General features: G+C 57.2%; 25 protein-coding genes and 1 tRNA gene. 15 read left to right on the plus strand and 11 right to left on the minus strand.

Annotated elements, in window-relative coordinates; all coding sequences use genetic code 11:
• Nucleotides 1-11: 11 nt before the first annotated feature.
• Nucleotides 12-419 carry a universal stress protein gene (locus BM352_RS04980; RefSeq protein WP_175500621.1) on the plus strand — a complete coding sequence of 136 codons (408 nt, stop codon included), beginning with the start codon at nucleotides 12-14 and terminating at the stop codon, nucleotides 417-419.
• A 75-nt stretch (nucleotides 420-494) separates the two neighbouring features.
• On the opposite strand, the gene BM352_RS04985 is transcribed toward BM352_RS04980, so the two are convergent.
• On the minus strand, nucleotides 495-833 hold the full coding sequence (locus BM352_RS04985; protein ID WP_090213285.1) for a hypothetical protein: 339 nt from the start codon (nucleotides 831-833) through the stop codon (nucleotides 495-497).
• A 199-nt stretch (nucleotides 834-1,032) separates the two neighbouring features.
• Here BM352_RS04985 and BM352_RS04990 point away from each other — a divergent pair, with 199 nt between their 5' ends.
• The gene (locus BM352_RS04990) at nucleotides 1,033-1,350 is read left to right on the plus strand and encodes an antibiotic biosynthesis monooxygenase family protein (protein ID WP_090213287.1); all 318 of its coding nucleotides are present in this window, start codon (nucleotides 1,033-1,035) and stop codon (nucleotides 1,348-1,350) included.
• A gap of 546 nt (nucleotides 1,351-1,896) precedes the next feature.
• Here the strand turns inward: BM352_RS04990 and uvrB are convergent.
• Nucleotides 1,897-4,107 carry an excinuclease ABC subunit UvrB gene (gene uvrB, locus BM352_RS05000; RefSeq protein WP_090213292.1) on the minus strand — a complete coding sequence of 737 codons (2,211 nt, stop codon included), beginning with the start codon at nucleotides 4,105-4,107 and terminating at the stop codon, nucleotides 1,897-1,899.
• A gap of 129 nt (nucleotides 4,108-4,236) precedes the next feature.
• On the opposite strand from uvrB, the gene BM352_RS05005 reads away from it, so the two are divergent.
• Nucleotides 4,237-4,548, plus strand: a complete 312-nt coding sequence (locus BM352_RS05005; protein ID WP_090219864.1) for an ETC complex I subunit — start codon at nucleotides 4,237-4,239, stop codon at nucleotides 4,546-4,548.
• Nucleotides 4,549-4,552: 4 nt separating this feature from the next.
• On the opposite strand, the gene BM352_RS05010 is transcribed toward BM352_RS05005, so the two are convergent.
• From BM352_RS05010 to BM352_RS05030, 5 genes are all read right to left on the minus strand, one after another.
• On the minus strand, nucleotides 4,553-5,515 hold the full coding sequence (locus BM352_RS05010; protein ID WP_342713590.1) for a phosphatidate cytidylyltransferase: 963 nt from the start codon (nucleotides 5,513-5,515) through the stop codon (nucleotides 4,553-4,555).
• A complete protein-coding gene (locus BM352_RS05015) occupies nucleotides 5,512-6,150 on the minus strand; it encodes a lysophospholipid acyltransferase family protein (protein WP_090213295.1) in 639 nt (212 codons plus the stop codon). Before BM352_RS05015 ends, BM352_RS05010 begins: the two co-directional genes overlap by 4 nt.
• 109 nt (nucleotides 6,151-6,259) lie before the next feature.
• Nucleotides 6,260-6,547: a hypothetical protein gene (locus BM352_RS05020; protein ID WP_090213297.1), complete on the minus strand. Its 288-nt coding sequence runs from the start codon at nucleotides 6,545-6,547 to the stop codon at nucleotides 6,260-6,262.
• Between the two features lie 39 nt (nucleotides 6,548-6,586).
• On the minus strand, nucleotides 6,587-7,264 hold the full coding sequence (locus BM352_RS05025; RefSeq protein ID WP_090213302.1) for a PspA/IM30 family protein: 678 nt from the start codon (nucleotides 7,262-7,264) through the stop codon (nucleotides 6,587-6,589).
• 96 nt (nucleotides 7,265-7,360) lie between these two features.
• On the minus strand, nucleotides 7,361-7,969 hold the full coding sequence (locus BM352_RS05030) for a TetR/AcrR family transcriptional regulator (protein ID WP_090213305.1): 609 nt from the start codon (nucleotides 7,967-7,969) through the stop codon (nucleotides 7,361-7,363).
• 94 nt (nucleotides 7,970-8,063) lie between these two features.
• On the opposite strand from BM352_RS05030, the gene BM352_RS05035 reads away from it, so the two are divergent.
• The 4 genes from BM352_RS05035 (at nucleotide 8,064) to BM352_RS05050 (ending at nucleotide 11,782) form a co-directional block, all read left to right on the plus strand.
• Nucleotides 8,064-8,140: transfer RNA gene (locus BM352_RS05035), tRNA-Arg, on the plus strand.
• A 254-nt stretch (nucleotides 8,141-8,394) separates the two neighbouring features.
• Complete coding sequence (locus BM352_RS05040; protein WP_090213308.1) at nucleotides 8,395-9,441, plus strand: TRAP transporter substrate-binding protein; 1,047 nt, start codon at nucleotides 8,395-8,397, stop codon at nucleotides 9,439-9,441.
• A 96-nt stretch (nucleotides 9,442-9,537) separates the two neighbouring features.
• Nucleotides 9,538-10,332, plus strand: a complete 795-nt coding sequence (locus BM352_RS05045; protein WP_090213311.1) for a TRAP transporter small permease subunit — start codon at nucleotides 9,538-9,540, stop codon at nucleotides 10,330-10,332.
• Between the two features lie 4 nt (nucleotides 10,333-10,336).
• Nucleotides 10,337-11,782, plus strand: a complete 1,446-nt coding sequence (locus BM352_RS05050; protein ID WP_090213313.1) for a TRAP transporter large permease — start codon at nucleotides 10,337-10,339, stop codon at nucleotides 11,780-11,782.
• A gap of 30 nt (nucleotides 11,783-11,812) precedes the next feature.
• Here the strand turns inward: BM352_RS05050 and BM352_RS05055 are convergent, their stop codons facing one another.
• From BM352_RS05055 to irrA, 3 genes are read right to left on the minus strand one after another with little or no spacing between them, the layout of a single operon-like run.
• Nucleotides 11,813-12,736 carry a nickel/cobalt transporter gene (locus BM352_RS05055; protein ID WP_090213315.1) on the minus strand — a complete coding sequence of 308 codons (924 nt, stop codon included), beginning with the start codon at nucleotides 12,734-12,736 and terminating at the stop codon, nucleotides 11,813-11,815.
• Nucleotides 12,721-13,392 carry a DUF1007 family protein gene (locus BM352_RS05060; protein WP_245780916.1) on the minus strand — a complete coding sequence of 224 codons (672 nt, stop codon included), beginning with the start codon at nucleotides 13,390-13,392 and terminating at the stop codon, nucleotides 12,721-12,723. The genes BM352_RS05055 and BM352_RS05060 overlap by 16 nt, the downstream gene beginning before the upstream one ends.
• A 29-nt stretch (nucleotides 13,393-13,421) precedes the next feature.
• The gene (gene irrA / locus BM352_RS05065) at nucleotides 13,422-13,838 is read right to left on the minus strand and encodes an iron response transcriptional regulator IrrA (RefSeq protein ID WP_175500623.1); all 417 of its coding nucleotides are present in this window, start codon (nucleotides 13,836-13,838) and stop codon (nucleotides 13,422-13,424) included.
• Between the two features lie 161 nt (nucleotides 13,839-13,999).
• On the opposite strand from irrA, the gene fabA reads away from it, so the two are divergent.
• From fabA to BM352_RS05105, 8 genes are all read left to right on the plus strand, one after another.
• A complete protein-coding gene (fabA, locus tag BM352_RS05070) occupies nucleotides 14,000-14,509 on the plus strand; it encodes a bifunctional 3-hydroxydecanoyl-ACP dehydratase/trans-2-decenoyl-ACP isomerase (protein WP_090213321.1) in 510 nt (169 codons plus the stop codon).
• Nucleotides 14,510-14,530: 21 nt separating this feature from the next.
• The gene (gene fabB / locus BM352_RS05075) at nucleotides 14,531-15,760 is read left to right on the plus strand and encodes a beta-ketoacyl-ACP synthase I (protein ID WP_090213323.1); all 1,230 of its coding nucleotides are present in this window, start codon (nucleotides 14,531-14,533) and stop codon (nucleotides 15,758-15,760) included.
• Nucleotides 15,761-15,763: 3 nt separating this feature from the next.
• A complete protein-coding gene (locus BM352_RS05080; RefSeq protein ID WP_090213326.1) occupies nucleotides 15,764-16,552 on the plus strand; it encodes an enoyl-ACP reductase FabI in 789 nt (262 codons plus the stop codon).
• A gap of 123 nt (nucleotides 16,553-16,675) precedes the next feature.
• Complete coding sequence (locus BM352_RS05085; protein ID WP_090213328.1) at nucleotides 16,676-17,458, plus strand: metalloprotease; 783 nt, start codon at nucleotides 16,676-16,678, stop codon at nucleotides 17,456-17,458.
• Between the two features lie 56 nt (nucleotides 17,459-17,514).
• Nucleotides 17,515-18,201, plus strand: coding sequence for a haloacid dehalogenase type II (locus tag BM352_RS05090; protein ID WP_090213331.1), 687 nt, complete (start codon nucleotides 17,515-17,517; stop codon nucleotides 18,199-18,201).
• Nucleotides 18,198-19,019, plus strand: a complete 822-nt coding sequence (locus tag BM352_RS05095) for an alpha/beta fold hydrolase (RefSeq protein ID WP_090213333.1) — start codon at nucleotides 18,198-18,200, stop codon at nucleotides 19,017-19,019. Before BM352_RS05090 ends, BM352_RS05095 begins: the two co-directional genes overlap by 4 nt.
• Nucleotides 19,016-19,996, plus strand: coding sequence for a threonine ammonia-lyase (locus BM352_RS05100; protein WP_090213336.1), 981 nt, complete (start codon nucleotides 19,016-19,018; stop codon nucleotides 19,994-19,996). Before BM352_RS05095 ends, BM352_RS05100 begins: the two co-directional genes overlap by 4 nt.
• Nucleotides 19,993-21,183 (plus strand): endonuclease/exonuclease/phosphatase family protein, encoded by a 1,191-nt coding sequence (locus BM352_RS05105; protein ID WP_090213338.1) that lies wholly within the window; start codon nucleotides 19,993-19,995, stop codon nucleotides 21,181-21,183. Before BM352_RS05100 ends, BM352_RS05105 begins: the two co-directional genes overlap by 4 nt.
• Here BM352_RS05105 and BM352_RS05110 read toward each other — a convergent pair.
• Nucleotides 21,152-22,372 carry a TCR/Tet family MFS transporter gene (locus BM352_RS05110; protein ID WP_090213341.1) on the minus strand — a complete coding sequence of 407 codons (1,221 nt, stop codon included), beginning with the start codon at nucleotides 22,370-22,372 and terminating at the stop codon, nucleotides 21,152-21,154. The genes BM352_RS05105 and BM352_RS05110 overlap by 32 nt on opposite strands.
• Between the last annotated feature and the right edge of the window lie 18 nt (nucleotides 22,373-22,390).

Below are 22,390 nucleotides of genomic sequence, written 5' to 3' on the forward strand. Positions count from 1 at the left end.
GAGAAGCCATCATGTATTCCCGAATCCTTGTTCCCGTCGTTTTCGATCCCGATCACACACCCGACGCGGCCCTAGAGGTCGCCAAGGCGATTGCTGACAAAGACGCACGGGTCACCATTCTTCACGTCATTGAAGAGCTTCCCAGCTACGCGTCGCGTTACGTGTCCGGTGACTTTATCGAGAAGAGCCGAGAGGACGTGAGAGCTCGCCTGAATGAAATTGCCAGTATGGTCCCGGGCGGGGAGGCGATGGTTGTCACAGGCCACTCCGCACGCACCATCCTTGAATGGGCCGACACCCATGGGAACGACTGCATCATCGTGTCCTCCCACAAGCCGGGCGTTCAGGATTATTTCTTAGGGGGCACTGCTGCGCGTGTCGTACGATATGCTCAATGCGCGGTCCATGTGGTCCGCTAAGGCGTAGTGCAACCAGAGACCCTGGCGGATGCATTTGCGCGACTAAGATTCTTTCGACTGCGCTAGATGCCCACTTCAGGCAACGCGGATCAGCAGAACCATCGCGGCCAATGCGCAGGCGATACCAGCGAATTCGCGGGCTTGAAACCGTTCGCCAAACATCGCGGCCCCTATGACGCACAAAGCCAGCAAGGTGATCATCGAGAAAGCCACACCAGCTTGGGCGAGTGTCACGTAGCGCATGGAGAAATACCACAGGATCGCAGAGCTGGCATAAAGCGCCCCACCCGCAATGACATGGCGGGAGTTAAGGGCCATGTCGCCGTCAGCAGCAACTTTCAGAATGTAATCTCCGGCAATGACAATCATCGCAGTAAGCAGGCAGAATCCGTATCCGATAGTAATATTCAACATCCGAGCACCCCATGGGCTGACAAAATCCTATTAACTATGAGGGACAGTGTAGCTGATCTGGCCCGTCACGGCGCGTGAGGAATACGTGAGGGGGCTCCCACTGGTCGCGCCGCCGCAGGTTTGAGGGGGAGGCGCGGTTAAATGCGCCGAACCAAAACCAAATCTGTTATGCTAGACTTAATCGCAGGAGGGCTTTTCAATGACCAAGATTTCCAAACAAGCGCAGTGCCAGACGGTAATCACCACGTTCGAGATGACGCCGGGCACCTGTCAGGATTTGCTGGACGAGCTGACCGCGGCCTACGCAGAGTTTATCTCTAGCCAGCCGGGTTTCATCTCGGCGGCGCTGCATGTGAACGACGCGCAGACGCGGATCGCGAACTATTCCCAATGGGAGAAGCGCGAGGACTTTCAGGCGATGCTGCGCACCGACGAAATGCGCAAACGCAACCGCGTGATCAGCGGGCTGTGCAAGAGCTTCGAGCCGGTGATGTATGACGTGGTGGAGGGTTTTTGAGTTGGTGATGGGTGCGGAGCACCTATCCTAGCTTGCGTCGACTTGGTGCACTGCTTAGCTAGCCAGCTTGGGTCGATTTCGTGAAGTCGCTCCAGTATTGAAAAACAGCCCGCATATGAATGTCTAGATACTCTATCTGGTTACCATCGGAGACAACGGGGTTTACTCCCCCGTAACGCCCGTCTCCAAAAGTTCCCATGCCGTATCCTCGGGATTCGACCTTAAGATCAGATGCGTTCTTGATATCTGTACTCGGTTTTCTCAAGCTAACGTGTTTCGAGGCATTTGCGATGTCACGAATTATGCCAAACGAGCGGTTTTTGTTGGCTAAGTGAGGGTAGATATCCTTCTCGGACTTGAACCTCATCTTTTCTAAACTCTCTAGCAAAGACTTCTGATATGTGAAGGTCCAATCCGCCATATGAAAAAGGCCTTGAGCGAGGTGTATGCAACTGCCTAAAGAAATTGAAGAGTTGTACTTATGATAATCTTTCTCGACGACTTCTTTGAAATAGTCGCTAAGGCATCTTACGCTGAAAACGCTACTCACTTCCCCCTCCCTCGTCCCTTAACACCACCCCGTTGCCCCGGTCTGCCAGCCGTAGACCGTCCGCTCATTTTCTGGCCGTCGGCCACGGCCTTCTCCACAGCATACTGTCGCGCCAGCGGATCGTCGGAGATCACCAGATCGACGGTCTCCAGCCGCTTCACCTCGTCTCGCAGGCGCGCGGCTTCTTCGAACTCCAGGTTCTCGGCGGCCTTGCGCATATCGGTGCGCAGACCGTCCAGAACGGCTTGCAAATTGGCACCGGCGAGGGGCGCGTCGATCTTGGCGGTGACGCGGTTCATGTCGACGTCGCCTTTGTAGAGGCCCGCCAGAATGTCCTCGACGTTTTTCTTCACGGTGGCCGGTGTGATTCCGTGTTTCTCGTTATAGGCGATCTGCTTGGCGCGGCGGCGGTCGGTTTCGCCCATGGCGCGCTCCATGCTGCCGGTGATGCGGTCGGCATACATGATGACGCGCCCGTCGGCGTTCCGCGCGGCGCGGCCGATGGTCTGGATGAGCGACGTCTCGGAGCGCAGGAAGCCTTCCTTGTCGGCGTCCAGAATGGCGACGAGGCCGCATTCGGGGATGTCGAGACCCTCCCGCAGCAGGTTGATCCCGATCAGCACGTCGAACGCCCCAAGGCGCAGGTCGCGCAGGATTTCGATCCGCTCGATCGTGTCGATGTCCGAGTGCATGTAGCGGACCTTGATGCCGTTTTCATGCAGAAATTCGGTGAGGTCCTCGGCCATGCGCTTGGTCAACGTGGTGACCAACGTGCGCATCCCCTTGGCGGTGACCTTGCGAATTTCATCCATGACGTCATCAACTTGCGTCTCGACAGGGCGGATTTCGATTATCGGATCCAGAAGGCCCGTGGGCCGGATCACCTGCTCGACGAAGACACCGCCGGACTGCTCGATTTCCCACGCGGCGGGGGTGGCGGACACGAAGACGGATTGCGGGCGCATGGCGTCCCATTCCTCGAACTTCAGCGGGCGGTTGTCCATGCAGGAGGGCAGGCGGAAGCCATGCTCTGCCAGCGTGAATTTGCGCCGGTAGTCGCCTTTATACATGCCGCCGATCTGCGGGACGGAGACGTGGCTCTCATCTGCGAACACGATGGCATTGTCCGGGATGAACTCGAACAGGGTGGGGGGCGGCTCGCCGGGAGCGCGGCCTGTGAGGTAGCGCGAATAGTTTTCGATCCCGTTGCACACGCCAGTGGCTTCCAGCATTTCGAGGTCAAAGTTGCAGCGCTGCTCCAGCCGCTGCGCTTCTAGCAATTTGCCATCATCAACGAGTTGCTTCAGCCGCATCGCCAGTTCAGCTTTGATGCCCTTAATGGCCTGCTGCATCGTCGGGCGCGGGGTCACATAGTGGGAGTTCGCATAGATACGGACCCGTTCGAAATCGTCGGTTTTTTTACCGGTGAGTGGGTCGAACTCGACAATCTTCTCAAGCTCTTCGCCGAAGAACGAAAGCCGCCACGCGCGATCGTCAAGGTGGGCGGGCCAGATTTCCAGACTGTCGCCACGCACTCGGAACGTGCCGCGCTGGAAGGCTTGGTCGTTACGCTTGTAAGCCTGCGCGATCAGGTCGGCCATGACCTTGCGTTGATCGTATTCCTGACCGGCATGAAGGTCTTGGGTCATGGCGCCATAGGTTTCTACAGAGCCAATGCCGTAGATACAGGAGACCGAGGCCACGATGATCACATCGTCGCGCTCCAGCAGCGCACGGGTGGCAGAGTGGCGCATGCGGTCGATCTGCTCGTTGATCTGGCTTTCCTTCTCGATAAAGGTGTCAGACCGCGCAACATAGGCCTCGGGCTGGTAGTAGTCGTAATAGCTGACGAAATACTCGACGGCATTGTCAGGGAAGAAGCCTTTAAACTCACCGTAAAGCTGTGCGGCCAGAGTTTTGTTCGGGGCAAGGATGATCGCGGGGCGATTGGTCTCCTCGATGAGCTTCGCCATCGTGAACGTCTTGCCCGTCCCGGTTGCGCCAAGCAGGACTTGGTCGCGCTCCCCGCCCAAAATCCCCGCTTTCAACTCGCGAATTGCTGTAGGCTGGTCGCCTGCTGGCTCGAACTCGGTATCCAGACGGAACTTGATCCCGCCTTCCAGCTTGTCGCGAGTTTTCACATCCGGTGCCGGATTGGACAGGATCGGTAGCTGCTGAGGCATCGATTCAGGGGAGTTATTGTGCATGTCATGCGATTCCTTGAAGTTGCCCCTAAGATGATCCTTTTTTGTTCTGCTTCAACCCGCGCCGTATTGCGCTCTTGCCATAGGGTGTCAGGAGCGCGATATATGAGCGAAGTTTACGGAGACACCGCTATGCGCGCACGCATCTATCAACCAACCAAAACTGCTATGCAATCGGGCACCGCAAAGACCAAGAATTGGGTTTTGGAGTTCGTGAACGAGACGGGCCGCGATGTGGATCCGTTAATGGGTTGGACCTCTTCCGCAGACACTCAAACGCAGGTGAAGTTGTTTTTTGACAGCAAAGAGGCCGCGCTGGATTATGCCAAAGACAAGGGCATTGATGCAGTGGTCACCGATCCTAAGAAGCGCAAGCCAGTGATCCGCCCGGGCGGCTATGGTGAGAATTTCGCGACCAACCGTCGTGGTGTTTGGACACACTAACGGCCTACCCGCCGTAATAGTAGCGCGTGACGTGGAAGAATACTGGCGCCGCAAAGACCACCGAGTCGAGTTGATCCACGAAACCACCTTGGCCAGGGATCAAGTGGCCCCAGTTCTTGATGCCGCGATCTGATTTGATGGCCGCCAAAACCAATGATCCGCCCACGCCGACCATATAGGCCACCACCGCCATCGCTATCGAGGCGAGCGGCGAGAACGGGGTCATCCATGTCAGCAGCAAACCCAAACCCGCCGCAAGTGCGGCTCCGCAGGCGATCCCTTCGCGGGTTTTGGGTGACACGGCAGGCGCAATCTTGCGCTTCCCGATCCGGCGTCCAGCAAAGTATTCCATCAAGTCGCCCATTTGAATCACGAACACCAGATACGCGATAAGCAGCGGTGCACGGTCGCCGTAGTCCGGAATGTCCAAAGTGACCAAAGCCGGAATGTAGCTGGCACAGAACACGCAAATCATCAGCCCCCATTGGGTCTCCGAGATGCGGGCCAAAAAGTTCTTGTCCGCTCCCTTACCGCCGCGCAGGACACTCAGGATCGGCAGAAGCAAGAAGGCATAAACAGGGATTAAGGTCGAGAAAAGCCCGACTTCGCCCCACCAGATCAGCACATATTGAAGCGGCAGGATGACATAAAAGCTGGCGATCAAGGACCAATGGTCCGCGTTTGTTTTGGTGGTGAGCGTCAGGAATTCGCGCAGGGCTGCCAAAGAGCAAAAGGCAAATAGCATGATGATCCCAATCGATCCCAGCAAAAGCGCGATGGAGAACAGGAACACCATCCCCCACCAGCTGTGTACACGGGTTAGATAGGTCTCCACCGTCAGGTTGGCATGGGTTTTCGGAAGCCGCGCGCGAAGGACCTCGCCGATCAAGGTTGCGATGACGAGCAATCCGCAGCAGGCCGCGAACAGGAACAGAAGGTCGGAACTGGTTTGGGTCATCGTCATCATGCAGCTCCCCGTGTCGGGATCAAGCCCAGCAGTGCGTCAGAGGCCCGTTGCAAGAACTCGTCCTTCGCTTCTTCGTCGCGCACATGGATCGGCGCGCCGAATATCACCGTGCAAGCAAGTGGCACAGGGATAACCTCGCCTGTTGGCATAATATGAGAGATATTGTCGATCCAGCAGGGAACCAGATCTATCTCGGGCCGTTGACGGGCGATGTTATAGAGTCCCGCCTTGAAAGGCATCAGCGGGTCGTCACTGCGGTTCCGTCCGCCTTCGGGAAAAATGATGATGGACGAGCCTTCATCCAATGCCTCGACGATCTTGGCAATCGGATCGTCGGTTCTGTGCTCTGCGCGGCGGTCGATAAGAACGCCTCGAAACACGTCACGCCCGATGAATGCGCGCAGCTTGTTCTTGAGCCAGTAATCTGCGGCCGCAACTGCCCGTGTGTCGCGGCGCAACGCGGCGGGAAGGACTGTCCAGATCAACGGGAGATCGGCGTTGGAGGTGTGATTGGCAAAATAGACGCGTTGCCTGCGAACCGGCTCGATCCCGCGCCATTCCGCTCGGGCGGCGGTGATGAACTGCGCAAAGAAGATCAGAAATTTTCCAACGACGGAGGCGGCAAAGCGGCGCATTCGGGCTCTCTTTGGTTCAAGGTCTGCCCAAGGGACAAGGTTTGAGCACGTTAATCAAGAAAAACCGCGCCCCCGGGGAGGAGGGCGCGGTCGCTACCATGAAGATCGGTTAAGCAGCTTTATCGATCGTCACGTAGTCTTCCAAGATTTTCTCGTTCTTGGCGCGCTCGATTTGTTGGATGCGGTCTTCGTTGATCCGTTCGTCAAAGCGGTATTTCACGAAGTTAACCAAGCTGAGCGACAGCATGAGGACACCGATCCCCCAATAGCCCTTCGTGGCCAGTGGCACGTCTGGGGACATGTATAGCGACAGGGCCAGCATGCCGTATGCGATGAAAACACCAGCCAAGTTAACCATCATGATCAGAGCGTTGTCGGATTTGAATGCATTGTTCATTGTTCCATTCCTTGTTTTGGATTTTGAGTGCTGTGTTCGTTATTTCTTGGATTTCAGGCGCTTTAGAACATCTGCCCCTGTGGCCCGTGTCGCCGCGCCGTATCCGGCATCGGACATGCGGTCCGCCAATGTCTCGTGGCTCAGGTCACGTTCGATGTCTGCGAGGATCTCGGCCTGCTCGAACGGGTCATCCTTTTTGAGGACGTTGGCGATCAGCTCTTCAGCTTCTGCGACGCTGGACTGGCCTTGTAGGGTCGTGTTCAGCTTTGCTTGCACCGATTGCTCGTAGCGCACTGCCTTGGCTGTGATCGCGCCTTGGCGCAAGTCGATGATACGGCGATTGCCGGTTTCGATGCTTTGGCGCAGCCGGATGATGCGTTGATCAAGTCGGGCGAGCGTCTGGCGTCGGACCTCCAGTTCGTTTTCCAGCTGGGCGATGGCGTTGGCCGCTTCAGATGCCATAACTTCGTTGTCATCTTGCAAGGCTTTGGTGGCGCGCTCGGTAAGGTCGATGACGCGGGTTTCAATCGCTTTGACCTGACGATCTTCGCCGCGATGGCGCTGGATTAGGCTGGCAAGTGTTGCCTTTGCCGCCGTGAGGCTGTGCGTCGCTTCACGGATTTTTTGTTCAATCAATTCGATGGCATAGACGTCGCGGACCTTTTCTTCGGCCCGGGCGTTCGCGCCGGTCATCAGGGTCTTCAAAGTCAAAAACATCTTGGTCTCTCCTACATGGAGGCGTATCGTGAACGCCGTTCATGAATTCAAGATACCCATTTCTGAACGACGTTCAAGAAATATTTTGAACGGCGTTCACTTTTTTGATGGAGTTGAAGTTAAATGATTGAAAACAAGGGAAATCATATGCTCCAATTGATCTATGGGAACGGCTGAAATCCGTTTCTCCAGCCCCAAAAGGACGATTCCATGCACTGCTGAGAACAATCCTCGGGTCATCAAACTCACATCTTCGGGGGGCATATCGGGGAAGATTCGCGCTAGGGGTGCGGCAATCAGGGCGAAAACCTTCTGAAGTTCTTCCAGATACCAAGCAGGGACGGATTCTTCGGTCGACACTTCCAGGTCGAACAACGTGCGCCACGCTGGTGTATTGTCTCGGGCGAAGTGCAGATAAGCGTGCGACATGGTGATAAGGGTGTTGACCGGATGCCCCTCAGGTTCTGCGGCAACTGCGGCAGAGACATGAGCGCCGACGCGCTTAAACGTCCGCGCGTTTACCGCCATCACCAGGTCATTCATATCGCCGAAGACATTATATATCGCGCCGACCGCACACCCGGCTTCTTTTGCCAGATCACGCGCCCTCACATCCGCGATGCCACCCGTGGTGATCCGCTCCTCAGCGATATCAATGAGCCTCGCACGAAGATCGTCGCGCTTCTTTTGAACTTTGCCTGCCATTTGGCCCCCTTGAACTGCGTTCATGTTTAACCAGAGCGGATTAGGAAGCAAAGCCCTTGCCTTTGGGCGCAGCCTTTCGCAAAAAGCGCGCAGCGGTCCCTTAGCTCAACTGGATAGAGCAGCTGACTTCTAATCAGCAGGTTTGGGGTTCGAGTCCTCAAGGGATCGCCATTCTTTCGCTTGCTTCTGACCCTGCCAAAGCAGAGCGAATCGTGCTTGGCCAGAGCGATTGAGATTTGCGATACCTCGCCTGTGCGATTCGAGAATCCCAAAAAAATCCGCGATTTCTTCAAGTTTAGGGCTGGCTTTAGGGGCTTTTGCTTCTAGTCTACCTAACTCTGGGTATTGCTGGCGGAGCTCAACTGTCGCAAAACTCCAATGTGGTGAAAAAATATTACCAATTACGTTCTCTGGGAGGAGATATCATGAAAAATAACCTAATCGCAGCCGCGCTCGGCCTGTCCGTTGCATCCGGCGCCGCTCAGGCCCAAGAAGTGCTTGAGATGACCTCGGCCTTCGGCAAAAACCTTCCGATCCTCGGCACCGCCGCGACTGACTTCGTCGCAAAGGTGAACTCGATCTCCTCGGAAGTAGAGTTTGAACACTTCGATCCCGGCAAGCTGGTCCCGACTTTGGAAGCTCTGGATGCCGTATCAAACGGTTCTGTTGACGCTGCGTTCACGACATCTGGTTATTGGCAGGGTAAGATCACGTCTGCCTCGCTGTTCGCTGCTGTGCCATTCGGCCCCGAAGCTGGCGAATTCCTTGGCTGGATTTTGTATGATGACGGCAAAGCAATGTGGCAGCGCATGTATGATGAAGCTGGCTACGATGTGCACGTCACGCCATGTGGTGTGATCGCGCCCGAAACATCCGGCTGGTTCAAAAATGAAATCAACTCCGTGGACGACCTTCAGGGGTTGAACATGCGCTTCTTCGGCCTTGGCGCCGAGGTGATGCAAAAGATCGGTGTGTCAACTTCGCTTCTTGGCGCTTCGGACATCTTCCCGGCTCTTGAGCGTGGCGCGATTGACGCGACCGAATTCTCCATGCCACGTATCGACGCGCGCTTGGGCTTCCACAAAATCGCGAAGTTCAACTACTTCCCTGGCTGGCACCAGCCATCCACCTTGTTCGAGCTGATTGTGAACAAAGATGCGTGGGAAGGTCTGGACGAGAAGGCTCAAGCCCAGATCGAAGTTGCTTGCTTGGCCAACATCACGACCAACCTCGCAGAGGGTGAAGCCACCAACTTCGCAGCGATGGTAGAGAACACCGAGAAGAACGGCGTTCAAATTCGCCAGTGGTCGCCAGAGCTTCTCGACCTGTTCGAGAGCACTTGGAACGAAGTGGCAGCCGATCTTGCGAAGGAAGACGCTTACTTCGCAGAAGTTTGGGCTGATCTTTCAGAGTACCGTGCAAACTACAAAGTCTGGAACGACAACATCTACCTGCCACGCCCTCGCAACTGAGGCTGGCCTGTAGAGGCGAGACGTTAAGGGTGGCCAAATTGGCCACCCTTTTTCCTAAGACTTTAGAGTTCCGGACAGGACGGGGGGATCTTAACCATGTCAGGTGAATCTGTAGAATTTACGGGGGGGCTGGATGACGTATCTATCGCCATCACCGATCCCGGTGACGTTGATCGTGAGCATCACGGCTGGGCTGACCGGTTGGTCATCAATGTAGGGAACGTCGTGTCGTGGCTGTTCCCGCTCCTGATGGTTGGCATCGTCGCTCAGGTCGTTATGCGCCAGAACGGTTTCAACCAAGCGTGGTTGGATGATGCGCAGTGGTGGATGTATGGTTTCGCCATGCTCACAGGCTTTGCCTATGCGATCACCACCCAAAGCCATGTGCGTGTCGATATCCTGCATCAGAACTACAGCCCCGAGAAAAGAGCCCGCATTGAGGTCTTTGCAATTGGGTGGCTCCTGATGCCGTTCTTGCTGATCATGACTGACATACTCTCGCACTACGCGTGGTCCTCCATCGAGGCCTTGGAAGGGTCGGACAGCCCGAATGGCCTGCACCGCTTGTACCTCTTGAAGGCTTCTCTGCCGCTGATGTTCGTGGTCGCGCTGATTGCGGCATGGGGTGTGTTCAAACGAAACATTCGTGTCTTCAGTGACTTATCGCTGCACAAGGTAGTCCTTTGGACCCTGCCTGCGACGCTGTTCTTTCTTACACGGGTGATCCACTACGGCTTCTTCTGGTTCTATGCGATGACGACAGACATGAAGTCGCGCCAGATCACCAAAGAGGATGTTTTCTCGCAGGTCGGTATTTATGCCTTTGCCATCGTTGTGCTGCTGATCGTGATCGGCTTCGTGCTATCGCGCCGCAATTCCAAGGAAGCGTGAAACCATGCAAATCCTATCGCTTTTCAACTTTCTGACGCTGAACGAGTGGTCTGTATTGGCCATGTTCGGCATCTTTATCGTGATGCTGTTCCGCGGCATTCCTGTGGCTTACGCCCTTGTAGGGGTTTCACTGGTATTTATTGTTCTGGGCGAGTTTGTGCTCGACCCGAACCGCAAGTACATCAACGAGTTCATCGAGTTTGACCGCACAGGTATTTCCTACACCAAACTCTTTGCCAACGGCGGTCGCTTCTTCGGCGGTATCATCAAGAACCCGGTTCTTGTGGCGCTGCCGATGTTCATCTTCATGGGGCTAATGCTGGATCAATCCGGCGTGGCACAGCGCATGATGAAGGCGATGCAGGTGCTGTTTGGCGCGCTCAAAGGCGGGCTCGCGCTGTCGGTCATGCTGATCGGTATCATCCTTGCGGCATCCACTGGCGTCATCGGGGCCTCCGTGGTGCTGCTGGGCGTAATGGGCATTCCGACAATGATGGCGCAGAATTACTCCAAGCCCATCGCGACGGGGACAATCGCTGCGTCTGGTACCTTGGGTATTCTGATTCCCCCATCGATCATGCTGGTGATCATGTCGGACCAGTTGGCCATTTCGCTTGGCGACTTGTTTATGGGCGCACTGTTCCCCGGCCTCTTGCTCGGCGTGCTCTACATAGTTTTCTTGGTGGTCTATGGCTTGGTCAATCCTAAGGCGATGCCTGTGCCGGAAAACCGCCCTCCTGTGGATATGAAGGTGATCAAGGAAACAGCCTTGTCAGTGATGCCGCCAATGGCGCTGATCCTGCTGGTGCTTGGCTCGATCTTTTTCGGCTTTGCAACTCCGACGGAAGCCTCTGGTCTTGGGGCCATGGGGGCGACCATTCTGGCGCTGCTAAATCGCAAGTTAAACATGACCGTCTTCAAGGATGTGATGCGCCAAACGCTGAACACCTCGGGCTACATTGTCGGTATCTTCATTGCCGCCAATTTCTTTGCTTTCATCTTGCGCCGTTTCGGTGGCGACCAAATCATCGAGCATATGGTGCTGTCCTCATTCGACGACAAATATCTGGTCGTGATTTTCATCTTGTTCATCATCTTCCTGTTGGGCTTCTTGTTGGACTGGATTGAGATCACGCTGATCATCATGCCGCTTATGCTGCCTGTTGTTCTGGCGTTGGACATACCGGTGGAAGGCTTTGGGGTCGTCGACAACCCGTCAATCGTCTGGTTCGCCATTCTGGTGGCGGTGACATTGCAGACGTCTTTCCTGACGCCTCCCGTAGGCTTCGCTCTGTTCTACCTCAAGGGGGTTTGCCCGCCGGAGATTACGCTGGGCCATATCTACAAGGGTGTTATCCCGTTCGTGTTGCTGCAGCTAGCGGGTCTGGGGATCGTGTTCGCCTTCCCCAGTATCGTGACATGGCTACCAGCCATCGCTTACGGAAACTAAACGAAATGGCCGCCCCTCGGGGCGGCTTTTTCATAGGGTGCGCAGCAATAGCCCGCTCGCGATGAAAACGATAAGCAGACCTGCAACCAGTTCGATCGCTGGGACAATCCGCGCGGCCAGTTTGGACGACGCAAAAGACCCAAGCAGCCCCGCCCGCATCGTGACCGCAGCAACTCCGACGCCGATGGTGACCACTGCCGTTCCAAGCGCCATGGCAAACGCGCCCGCAATACCTGCGGCGGCAATGCCCATCTGCCATGTGATAACCAACACGAACAGTGCGCCGGTGCAGGGACGAACCGCGATGCCTGCGATCAGGATCAAGGCATCGCGCAAAGATGTGGCGCTTTCCACTTCCGCAAGGCTTGGCCCGTGCTTGTGGCCGCACTCCGAGCAAGTGTCGTCCTCAGGATGGTGGTGATCTGCGTGATCGTGACTATGGCTATGGCTATGGATCTTGCGCTGACCAAAGAATTTCTTCAAGGCGCGGAGCGTCAACCAAAGTCCGATCAGGCCAATCGCCGCATAGCTGAACGGCGCCATATAGTCTTCTGCCGCACCGACCATCTGCCCGCGGCTCAGGTTGAACAGCAACACGCCCGCATAGACGAGCGCGATTGCGGTGACCGCCTGCCCAAGGCTCGAAATCAACGAGATAAGAGACAGTCGAAACCACGGCACCTGACGCCCCAGCCCATAGCCGCCGATCAGCACCTTGCCATGCCCGGGGCCGACCGCATGGAAAAACCCATAAGCAAAGCAAAGAGTGATCAGCAACGCCAGCGCACCCGGCTCGCCGCCGCGCAACGCGCGCAATGTGCGGGCGATCTGGTTCTGGAAGTCGCGTTGCTCGGACGCCGCCCAAGCGGCAATGCTGTCAAAGCCGCCGCTGCTCCAAAGCCAGATCAGCGCCGCGATGGCGATGCCAACGGGAACAATTACAATGCGGGGCATGTGACGCGAATATCGGTGGCAAAGTCGCCGCCGATCAGCGGGATGTCATTTTCCTCAAGGTCGGCATTCGCGTCCAGCGTCAGAAGCTGCGCCTGCATTTGCGCCAATTGGCCGTCAATGTCCGGCTCGATGCGCAGGACTTTGCAATCGTCACGTCCGCTCAGTGTGACTGGCAGTGTGACGTCGTAGGCCGTATAATAGGTCGGGTCGAACGCCTTAAGTGACAGGGTTTCGTCCTCAATCAGTGGCGTTCCGGTGATTTCGCGCAGATGCGTGGAAATGAGGCGCCCGTCGATCATGTCAGCCGTCGGCTCCATGGGGCCCGACAAGGTCAACACTTGCCCGTCTAGCAAGACCTCCAGATCGCCCGCATAGCCTTCAACCCATTCGGCATCAAACCCCGCCATCTGGTCACGCTCTAGATCGGTCAGCGCCCCGTCATGATCGGTGTCGAGCTTGTAGTCTTCCGACAGCAGCAGCGAATAAAGATCGTCGTATTTCCACGTCACACGCACATGCGTCAGTCGGCCGGTGTCGTCAAAAATGACCTCAATTCCGGTGTCGATAAAGATGTGGGGGTGGGCAAATGTGGGCGTGGTGCCCAAGGACAGAAACGCTGCGGTGAATGCGGCAAAGCCTTTTCGCATAGGTAACATGCGGTTTGGTGTCCTTAACCTAGATGGGGTTAGGTGCGGCGAAGACGGATGACGACGTCGACCTTGGCAATTTCCGTGCCCTCAGGCGCGTCTGGCAGGGCGGCGATCTCCAGCTGTTCTTTGGGTGCGTCTGTCAGATGCCCCTCGTCTTCCCAGAAGAAGTGCGGGTGGTCGTCTACGCGGGTATCAAAATAGCTTTTGGTGCCATCGACCATGATTTCGCGGATAAGGCCAGCCTCCGAGAAGGCCTTGAGCGTGTTATAGACCGTAGCCAGCGACACGCCGTCGGTGCGGTCGGTTGCGGCGGCATGAAGGCTTTCGGCGGTGATGTGGCGATGCTGGCCATCACCGACCAGCAGCTCGGCCAGGGCCACGCGCTGACGTGTCGGGCGCAATCCGGCACCCGCCAACCAATCTGTTCCACGCTTTGTCGTCTCTGACATCATGAGCCAAAATCCCTTTGCTTGCTTTACATATAGGGCGTCTACCCCCCATGTTTCAAATGAAAATCAGTCGCCGACGGCCATATGGCGGCCCTTGCACGCCGCGAAGTGCCAATGCTAGATGGACTGTAAGGAAACAACACGAGACATGGGGGCAGGGTAGAATGAGCGATTACCCAACGAGCTTTGACAGGGACGCACTTCTGAAATGCGCACGCGGCGAACTGTTTGGCCCCGGCAACGCGCAGCTTCCCGAGCCGCCGATGCTGATGATGGACCGTATTACCGACATCTCCGGCGATGGTGGCGCGCATGGCAAAGGCCATGTGATTGCAGAATTCGATATCAAACCCGATCTGTGGTTTTTCGACTGCCACTTCCCCGGCAACCCGATCATGCCAGGGTGCCTCGGCCTCGACGGATTGTGGCAATTGACCGGTTTCAACCTTGGCTGGCGCGGCTGGCAGGGGCGCGGCTACGCATTGGGCGTCGGCGAAGTGAAGCTAACCGGCATGGTGCGCCCGGACCGCAAGATGCTGACCTATAAGATTGACTTCACCAAAGCGATCCAAACCCGCCGCCTGACCATGGGCGTGGCTGATGGTATAGTGGAGGCCGATGGCGAGGTTATCTACCAAGTTAAAGACATGAAAGTCGCTCTCTCCGAGAGCTAAAGTCCAAAGAGGAGCACGCCCATGCGTCGCGTCGTCGTTACAGGTCTGGGGATTGTCTCCCCCATTGGCAACTCAGCCGAAGAAGTCACCACCGCTCTGAAATCCGGCACCTCCGGCATCGTTGCCTCGGAGGAAATGGCCGAGCACGGGTTCCGTAGCCAGATCGCGGGGACGCTGAAGATTGATGTGGCCGAGCATGTCGACAAACGCCGCCTCCGCTTCATGGGGCCGGGTGCCGCCTATGCCCATATCGCAATGGAACAAGCGATCGCCGATGCAGGGCTGGAAGAAAGCGACGTCATTAACCCGCGCACCGGCCTGATTGCAGGCTCCGGCGGGCCGTCCACCTCTGCCATGTTTGCGGCACACCAGTCAGTTCTGAAAACCGGTGCAACCAAGCGGATCGGTCCATTTGCGGTTCCGAAATGCATGGGCTCAACCATTTCCGCTAACTTGGCGACCGCATACCAGATCAAGGGCATCAACTACTCGATTACCTCTGCCTGCTCGACCTCACTGCACTGCATCGGGGCCGCAAGCGAGCAGATCATGATGGGCAAGCAAGACGTCATGTTCGCAGGCGGCGGCGAGGAATTAGACTGGACTCTGTCCTGCCTGTTCGACGCGATGGGCGCGATGTCGTCCAAATATAACGACACGCCCACCCGCGCCTCCCGCGCCTTTGATGCGGACCGCGACGGCTTCGTGATCGCAGGCGGTGGCGGTATCGTTGTGCTGGAAGACCTAGAGCACGCCAAAGCGCGCGGTGCGAAAATCTATGCCGAAGTGACCGGTTTCGGTGCTACCTCAGATGGGGCAGACATGGTCGCGCCCTCGGGTGAAGGCGGCGAGCGCGCGATGCGTTTGGCAATGGGCTCCATCCCAGACGGCCGCAAGGTCAGCTATATCAACGCACACGGTACATCGACGCCAGTAGGTGACGTGGGCGAGGTCGAGGCCGTGCGTCGCGTCTTCGGCGAAGGCACGACGCCACCCATCAGTTCTACCAAGTCGATGACCGGCCACTCCCAAGGCGCCACTGGCGCACAGGAAGCCGTTTATTGTCTGCTGATGCTGAAGAACGACTTCATCGCGCCTTCGATCAATGTAGAGACGCTTGATCCGGCATTAAAGCCCGCCGAAATCGCCACTTCACTCGTGGAGAATGCCGGGCTGGACACTGTTATGACCAACTCCTTCGGGTTTGGCGGGACCAACGGGTCCATGTTGCTTTCAAAATTCGAGGGATAAGAAATGGCTGGATTGATGGACGGCAAGCGCGGCCTGATCATGGGGGTCGCCAATGAGCGGTCGATCGCGTGGGGGATCGCCAAGGCAATGGCCGAGCAGGGCGCAGAGCTGGCGTTTTCCTATCAGGGCGAAGCGTTCGGCAAACGCGTAGAGCCGCTCGCCGCTTCTCTTGGCTCCGACATTCTTGTGGATGTCGATGTGACCGACGACGACTCGCTGGATGCCTGCTTCAAAACGCTTGAAGACAAGTGGGGCAGCTTGGATTTCGTGGTGCACGCCATCGCATTCTCGGACAAGAACGAGCTGACGGGGCGCTTCATCAACACGTCGCGCGAGAACTTCAAAAACTCCATGGTCATCAGCTGTTACTCGCTGATCGACGTCGCCCGCCGCGCGGCTCCTTTGATGAAGGACGGTGGCACATTGTTGACATTGACCTATCAAGGGTCCAACCGCGTGACGCCGTTCTACAACGTCATGGGCGTTGCCAAAGCGGCGCTGGAATCCACCGTTCGTTATTTGGCCAACGATCTTGGCCCCGACGGCATCCGTGTCAACGCCATCTCCCCCGGTCCGATGAAGACCCTTGCCGGTGCGGCCATTGGTGGCGCGCGCAAGACCTTCCGCCAGACCGAAGCGAATGCACCTATGCGCGCAAACGCGACGCTGGAGGCCGTGGGCGGCACTGCGGTGTATCTGGCGAGCGATCAGGGCAACTGCACCACAGGCGAGATCATCCGCGTCGATGGCGGCTATCACGTGCTGGGAATGCCGCAGCCAGAAAACCTCTAAGCCCTTCCGGCGTTCAATTCCGCAGATTTTTGCCCCATCGGGTCAAGATGACGCCCATTCGCAGTCCTTCTTTGGCCACTTTATTCGGGTTTTGTACTCGCAGTTTGTTAAAGAAAGATCCGAATGCTGGTGCTATTTGCAACGCTCGTTTTGTGCTTGATGATGCTCTGCACGCTGCGGGGTGGGCTGGTGTCCAACCGCGGGCTCACCATCGTTGGCATGGATATCCAAGGCCTCGGTATGGGCGTGCTCGCCTTCGTGGCAGCCGCTTGGTATTTTGGCCCGCTCTACGGGGTCGCGATTGTTCTGTCGGTGATGATCCACGAGTTTGGCCATGTTGCCGCCTACCGGATCGCCGGCCATGACGATGCGCGGTTTCGCCTGATCCCGTTGATGGGCGGCGTAGCGATTTCGGATCGCGCGCCCGAAACGCAGGCGCACGATTTCTTCATCACGCTGATGGGCCCCGGCATCTGCCTCGCCCCTATGGCATTGGCCTATTCAATATCAGACATGGTCGCGCCGTTCTCTGCTGATGCAGCGGAGTTCCTTTGGGTCTTCGCAATCGTGACGGGTGCCTTGAACTTCTTCAACTTGCTGCCCTTCTGGCCTTTGGATGGCGGACGTTGCATGCGCATTTTGACCGACACTTTCGTGCCCGGTGCGACAAATTTCGTGACCATCGCGATGAGCGCGGCTTTGGCCGCTGCCGCAGTGGCAATGCAATCCATGGTTCTGTTCTTCTTCGCGATCCTCGGAGCACAGTCGCTGTTTACGTGGTCGGCCGCATGGACGCAGACCAAACGGCTGACTAAGGCACAAGGCCTGATCGCCTTGGGGGCTTATCTGTTTACGGTGGGTGCCCATTTCTGGGGTGGTTTCACAATGTTGGCCCGCTACCTTTAGGCGTTTTCCTCTGTCTTGGGCTGTGCCAAGCTGCCCTCAACGACGGAGGAGTTTCCATGCCAATTACCACCTGTGTTTTTGATGCCTATGGCACGCTGTTTGACGTGTCCGCCGCAGCCCGCCTCGCGGCTGAGGAGCCGGGTCGCGACAAGCTGGCTGCGTGCTGGCAGAAGGTCGCAAATGACTGGCGTCTCAAGCAGTTGCAATACACATGGTTGCGTGCGGTGACCGGTGACCATGCTGATTTCTGGGACGTGACCCAGAACGGGCTGGATTGGGCGATGGAAGCAAACGGTCTCGAAGATCCAGAACTGCGGGAACGTCTTTTGGCCCTCTACTGGGAGCTGCGCGCCTACAAGGAAGTCCCCTTCATGTTGGCACATCTGAAAGCGGCAGGGATGAACACGGCCATTCTGTCCAACGGCTCCCCCAATATGCTGGACGGTGCCGTCTCTTCCGCTGGAATTGGCGAGAACCTTGATGATGTTCTGTCTGTTGAGGATGTCGGGGTCTTCAAACCACATGCGTCGGTCTATGATTTGGTGGGCAAGCGCTTCGACTGCTCAAAAGACGAGGTGCTGTTCGTGTCATCAAACGGTTGGGATGCCGGATGCGCGACGGGCTATGGCTTCACCACTGCTTGGGTGAACCGCGCCGGAGAGCCGATGGATCGCCTGCCGTGGAAACCTGCTCATGTCCTAAGTGACCTCACCACGATCCCAGAATTGGCAGCGTCACTATGAGCAAGTTTACCGCCGCGGACGGCATTTCGCTGCATTACTCTGACGAAGGCGAAGGGCTACCCGTCCTGTGCCTCGCGGGTCTCACTCGCAACGGGTCGGACTTTGACTACGTCGCGCCGCATCTGAAAGGTGTCCGCCTCATCCGCATGGACTATCGCGGGCGCGGGCAGTCCGATTGGGCCGACCCGTCGACCTACACCTTGCCGCAAGAGGGTCAGGACGCACTGGCATTGCTGGACCATCTGGGCATCGAGAAAGCCGCCATTCTGGGAACCTCGCGCGGAGGGATCATCGCGATGGGGCTTGCCGCCGCGGTCAAAGACCGCCTGCTTGGGGTATGCATGAACGACATCGGCCCCGAGATCGCAGAGCCTGGGTTGGAAGCGATCAAAGGCTATCTGGGTCGACGGCCCAACTTTAAAACCTATGACGAGGCGACATCCCAACGCGCCAAGCTTATGGCGGGGTTCGAGGGAGTGCCTGAAACCCGCTGGCGCGAAGAGGCGCAGAAACACTACATCGAGAAACCGGACGGCTTGGATATCAACTATGACCCAAAGCTGCGGGATGGTGTGCTGTCAGGCCCTCAGAACCTGAACCCCGACCTATGGCCGTTCTTTGATGCTTTAGCAGGTTTACCGCTGGCACTTATACGTGGGGCAAACTCGGACCTGCTGACGCCAGAGACCACAGCCGAAATGGTGCGCCGTAGGCCCGACATGCTGGTGGCAGAGGTGCCGGGACGCGGCCATGTGCCATTCCTTGATGAACCCGAATCCCTATTGGTGATCAAAGCTTGGCTACAGGAAATGCAATGAACATTGAGATGATCGAAGCCGCTGCCCAGCGGATCAAAGGCCACGCAAGGCGCACCCCGTTGCTATCATCGCCCTTCGTGGACGAAATCGCGGGGCGGCGGGTTTTTGTCAAACCCGAAGCCTTGCAGCATACAGGGTCGTTCAAGTTTCGCGGTGCTTGGTCGGCGGTTTCGTCGCTCACTGACAATGCCCTAAAAGCTGGCGTGATCGCATTCTCGTCCGGCAACCACGCACAGGGCGTAGCACTGGCAGCGCGAGAACACGGCACCAGCGCAGTCATCGTTATGCCTGCCGATGCGCCGGCGATGAAGATAGACAATACGCGCGCCTTGGGTGCGGAGGTCGTGCTTTATGATCGCGCCACTGAAGATCGCGACGAAATCGGGCAGCGGCTCGCAACCGAACGCGGCCTGACCTTAATCAAACCATTTGACGAGCCTTTGGTGATTGCGGGCCAAGGAACCGTCGGGTTGGAAATCGCCGAGCAAGCCGCGGAGCTTGGCGCACATGCCCGCGAAGTTCTGGTGTGCTGTGGTGGCGGCGGGCTGACCTCCGGCATCGCTCTGGCGCTGGAAGCCAGGGCCCCTGATCTTCGTGTGCGCCCCGTGGAGCCAGCGAATTTCGACGACGTGACCCGCTCGCTCGCAGCAGGGGAGATCAAACGCAACGCCAGCTTATCCGGTTCCATCTGCGACGCGATCATCACGGCTCAGCCCGGCGACGTCACTTTCCCGATCCTCAGCCGTCTGTGCGGACCGGGCATCGTAGTGCCCGACGAAGACTGTCTGCGCGCAATGGCAGTCGCCTTCGCGCGGCTGAAAGTTGTGCTGGAACCAGGGGGCGCGATCGCACTAGCGGCGGCCTTGTATCATGGCGACAAGATCGAAGGTGACGACGTCATCGCAGTGGCATCCGGTGGCAATGTGGATGCGGAAATGTTCCAGATGGCTTTGGCCAAATACGGGGGCGACGTGTGACCGATTTTACCATCGCAAGCTTCAACGTCAAAAACCTGATCGGGCCAGATCAGGAGTATTATCGGTTTGAAAAATATACGCCGGAAGAGCATGCGTGGAAAGAAGACTGGCTTGCTGATCAGGTCTTTACCTTAAACGCGGACATCGTGGGCTTTCAGGAAATATTCGACAAAGCCCCGCTGCAAGATGTGATTGCGGAAGCAGACCGCCGTGGCACCGCGTCCAATGAAGATACGGTGCCGGATCGCAGCAAACGCTACGCCCGCAAAGCGATTTTTCGAAAACTGGCTTACCGCGACTATTCCGAGGCGCATCTGGCCTTCGCCCCCAATATAAATGACGGGGAGCCGGGGGAGCGCCGCCCCGGGCTTGCGATCCTGTCGCGCTTTGGATTTGTCGGGAAGCCTGAGGTGATCCAAGAGGTTGACCCCGACTTGGTAATTCCGTTCGCAATGATGGGTGACGGGGATGGCGGATCGTTCCGGCTTGACCGTCTGTCGCGACCGATCCTGAAGGCCCGCATACCTGTCGGGTCCCAAATCGTTACGGTTTTTAACTGTCACCTGAAATCAAAACTTGGCGAATTTACCCGCCCAAAAGAGGGAGGGCAGTCACCGGAGGTTGATTTGGTCAATTACGATCCGGTGGGTCGGGCGCTCGGTTCGCTCCGTGCTGCCACACGCCGGATGGCCGAGGCTTGGGTGCTGCGTCAACTGATCGTCGAAGAGATTAACAGCGGCATCCCTGTCATCGTTCTGGGCGATTTCAACGACAGCGAGAACGCCGTTAGCTCTGAAATTATTGCTGGTGAACGCCCGTTCAAAAACTACGCATGGATGCGCCGCCACGACGCAAAGTCGGCCAGCGACCGCTACACCGACGCCGAGAACGAGATCATTCAGAACAAGATCAAAGCCGTGCGCCTAGAGAGCTGCGAGAAGCTGTTCGTCCGGAAATCCTTGCGCGACATGGTTTATACCTCCGCGTTTGGTGGGGTTTTCGAAAGCATCGATCAGATTTTGCTGTCGCGTCACTTTACCGGCGGATCGGACCAAATCGGGGAGATGTCTTACTTCTCGGTCTTCAACGATCATCTCACCGACGGCTCGCATGATGAGGCACCTTACAACAAGCTCGCCTCGGACCACGGTCAAATCATGGCGCATCTGCGGCTATGGGACGCGTAAGCGCAAGAGCCACGACGCTCCACGCGACAAGCATCAAGCCCATTGCCAACAGGAAAGCAGCACCCGGTAAGAAGAACAGTGCGCCCTCGCCAGTGAAGTACGAGAACACGCGGGTGAAGACCAACGGTGCAAAGATCATGCCAAGCGCGTTAATCGACGACATCACTCCCAACAGCTCGCCTTGCTGATTATCCGCCGCACGGCCCGACATGACGGCTTGCAAGGCAGGGCCAACCACTGCGCCGAATGCAGCCAATGGGGTCAGCGCCAGCAAAACCCAGCCGTCCGAAATGAAGGCCATCATTGCCAAGGTAAAGGCGTTATAGACCAAGCCCCAGTAGACGGTCCGTGCCTCACCGAGTTTGGCAATGACCCAGCGGATAAGCACAGCTTGGGTAATCGCCATGGATACTCCGTAAATCGCGAGTGATCCCCCGATCATTCCGGGCGACCAGCCGAAACTGGCGGCTGTGTAATAGGCCCAGATTGCGGGGTAGACCATGTTGCCGATCTGGTAGAAGAAATACACCGACAGCAATGCGCCAAGGCCGGGCAGGGCGGTGATCGCTGCTAAACCACCGATCGGATTGGCCCGCCTCCACTCGAACGGGCGCCGTTTTTCGGGGGTGACGGTTTCGGGCAGGACGAAATACCCGAACAGAAAATTGGCACCTGCAAGGATCGCTGCGGCCCAAAATGGTGCACGCGGTCCAAGCTCTGCCAACAGCCCCCCGACGACAGGCCCTAGAACAAAGCCAATGCCAAAGGCCGCGCCAATAAGTCCGAAGTTCTGGGACTTTTTCTCTCGCGGGGACACATCCGCCATATAGGCATTGGCTGTGGCGTGGGTCGCCGCGGTAAGGCCGCCAATGATCCTGCCGATCAATAGAAGCCAGATTGTACCGGCCAGCGCCATCAGGACGTAATCCAGCGCCATCGTGGCATTCGAGACCAACAGCACGGGACGACGGCCAAACCTGTCCGAAAGTGAGCCAACCGTAGGCGAGAACATGAACTGCATTAGCGCAAACACAGCGGACAGGATGCCCCCCCAGATTGCTGCGCCGGATATGTCGGTGTGGCCTACATCCTGAATAAGCTGCGGCATCACTGGAAGGATCAGACCAATGCCCATGGCGTCGATCAGAACAGTAATCAGGATAAAAGTGATCGGCAGATTGCGCGTCATAGCGGCCTACATGGCCTT

Source organism: Litoreibacter janthinus, from assembly GCF_900111945.1.
GTDB lineage: Bacteria > Pseudomonadota > Alphaproteobacteria > Rhodobacterales > Rhodobacteraceae > Litoreibacter > Litoreibacter janthinus.

What these genes read in the sequence shown, in the direction of transcription:
- BM352_RS04985 (WP_090213285.1), bottom strand. Translation starts at nt 833, where the DNA reads ATGTTGAATATTACTATCGGATACGGATTCTGCCTGCTTACTGCGATG.
- irrA (WP_175500623.1), bottom strand. Translation starts at nt 13,838, where the DNA reads ATGATGTCAGAGACGACAAAGCGTGGAACAGATTGGTTGGCGGGTGCC.
- BM352_RS05005 (WP_090219864.1), top strand. Translation starts at nt 4,237, where the DNA reads ATGCGCGCACGCATCTATCAACCAACCAAAACTGCTATGCAATCGGGC.
- BM352_RS05080 (WP_090213326.1), top strand. Translation starts at nt 15,764, where the DNA reads ATGGCTGGATTGATGGACGGCAAGCGCGGCCTGATCATGGGGGTCGCC.
- BM352_RS05010 (WP_342713590.1), bottom strand. Translation starts at nt 5,515, where the DNA reads ATGATGACGATGACCCAAACCAGTTCCGACCTTCTGTTCCTGTTCGCG.
- BM352_RS05025 (WP_090213302.1), bottom strand. Translation starts at nt 7,264, where the DNA reads ATGTTTTTGACTTTGAAGACCCTGATGACCGGCGCGAACGCCCGGGCC.
- fabA (WP_090213321.1), top strand. Translation starts at nt 14,000, where the DNA reads ATGAGCGATTACCCAACGAGCTTTGACAGGGACGCACTTCTGAAATGC.
- uvrB (WP_090213292.1), bottom strand. Translation starts at nt 4,107, where the DNA reads ATGCACAATAACTCCCCTGAATCGATGCCTCAGCAGCTACCGATCCTG.
- BM352_RS04980 (WP_175500621.1), top strand. Translation starts at nt 12, where the DNA reads ATGTATTCCCGAATCCTTGTTCCCGTCGTTTTCGATCCCGATCACACA.
- BM352_RS05110 (WP_090213341.1), bottom strand. Translation starts at nt 22,372, where the DNA reads ATGACGCGCAATCTGCCGATCACTTTTATCCTGATTACTGTTCTGATC.
- fabB (WP_090213323.1), top strand. Translation starts at nt 14,531, where the DNA reads ATGCGTCGCGTCGTCGTTACAGGTCTGGGGATTGTCTCCCCCATTGGC.
- BM352_RS05100 (WP_090213336.1), top strand. Translation starts at nt 19,016, where the DNA reads ATGAACATTGAGATGATCGAAGCCGCTGCCCAGCGGATCAAAGGCCAC.
- BM352_RS05050 (WP_090213313.1), top strand. Translation starts at nt 10,337, where the DNA reads ATGCAAATCCTATCGCTTTTCAACTTTCTGACGCTGAACGAGTGGTCT.
- BM352_RS05090 (WP_090213331.1), top strand. Translation starts at nt 17,515, where the DNA reads ATGCCAATTACCACCTGTGTTTTTGATGCCTATGGCACGCTGTTTGAC.
- BM352_RS05055 (WP_090213315.1), bottom strand. Translation starts at nt 12,736, where the DNA reads ATGCCCCGCATTGTAATTGTTCCCGTTGGCATCGCCATCGCGGCGCTG.
- BM352_RS04990 (WP_090213287.1), top strand. Translation starts at nt 1,033, where the DNA reads ATGACCAAGATTTCCAAACAAGCGCAGTGCCAGACGGTAATCACCACG.
- BM352_RS05015 (WP_090213295.1), bottom strand. Translation starts at nt 6,150, where the DNA reads ATGCGCCGCTTTGCCGCCTCCGTCGTTGGAAAATTTCTGATCTTCTTT.
- BM352_RS05020 (WP_090213297.1), bottom strand. Translation starts at nt 6,547, where the DNA reads ATGAACAATGCATTCAAATCCGACAACGCTCTGATCATGATGGTTAAC.
- BM352_RS05045 (WP_090213311.1), top strand. Translation starts at nt 9,538, where the DNA reads ATGTCAGGTGAATCTGTAGAATTTACGGGGGGGCTGGATGACGTATCT.
- BM352_RS05085 (WP_090213328.1), top strand. Translation starts at nt 16,676, where the DNA reads ATGCTGGTGCTATTTGCAACGCTCGTTTTGTGCTTGATGATGCTCTGC.
- BM352_RS05030 (WP_090213305.1), bottom strand. Translation starts at nt 7,969, where the DNA reads ATGGCAGGCAAAGTTCAAAAGAAGCGCGACGATCTTCGTGCGAGGCTC.
- BM352_RS05095 (WP_090213333.1), top strand. Translation starts at nt 18,198, where the DNA reads ATGAGCAAGTTTACCGCCGCGGACGGCATTTCGCTGCATTACTCTGAC.
- BM352_RS05060 (WP_245780916.1), bottom strand. Translation starts at nt 13,392, where the DNA reads ATGTTACCTATGCGAAAAGGCTTTGCCGCATTCACCGCAGCGTTTCTG.
- BM352_RS05040 (WP_090213308.1), top strand. Translation starts at nt 8,395, where the DNA reads ATGAAAAATAACCTAATCGCAGCCGCGCTCGGCCTGTCCGTTGCATCC.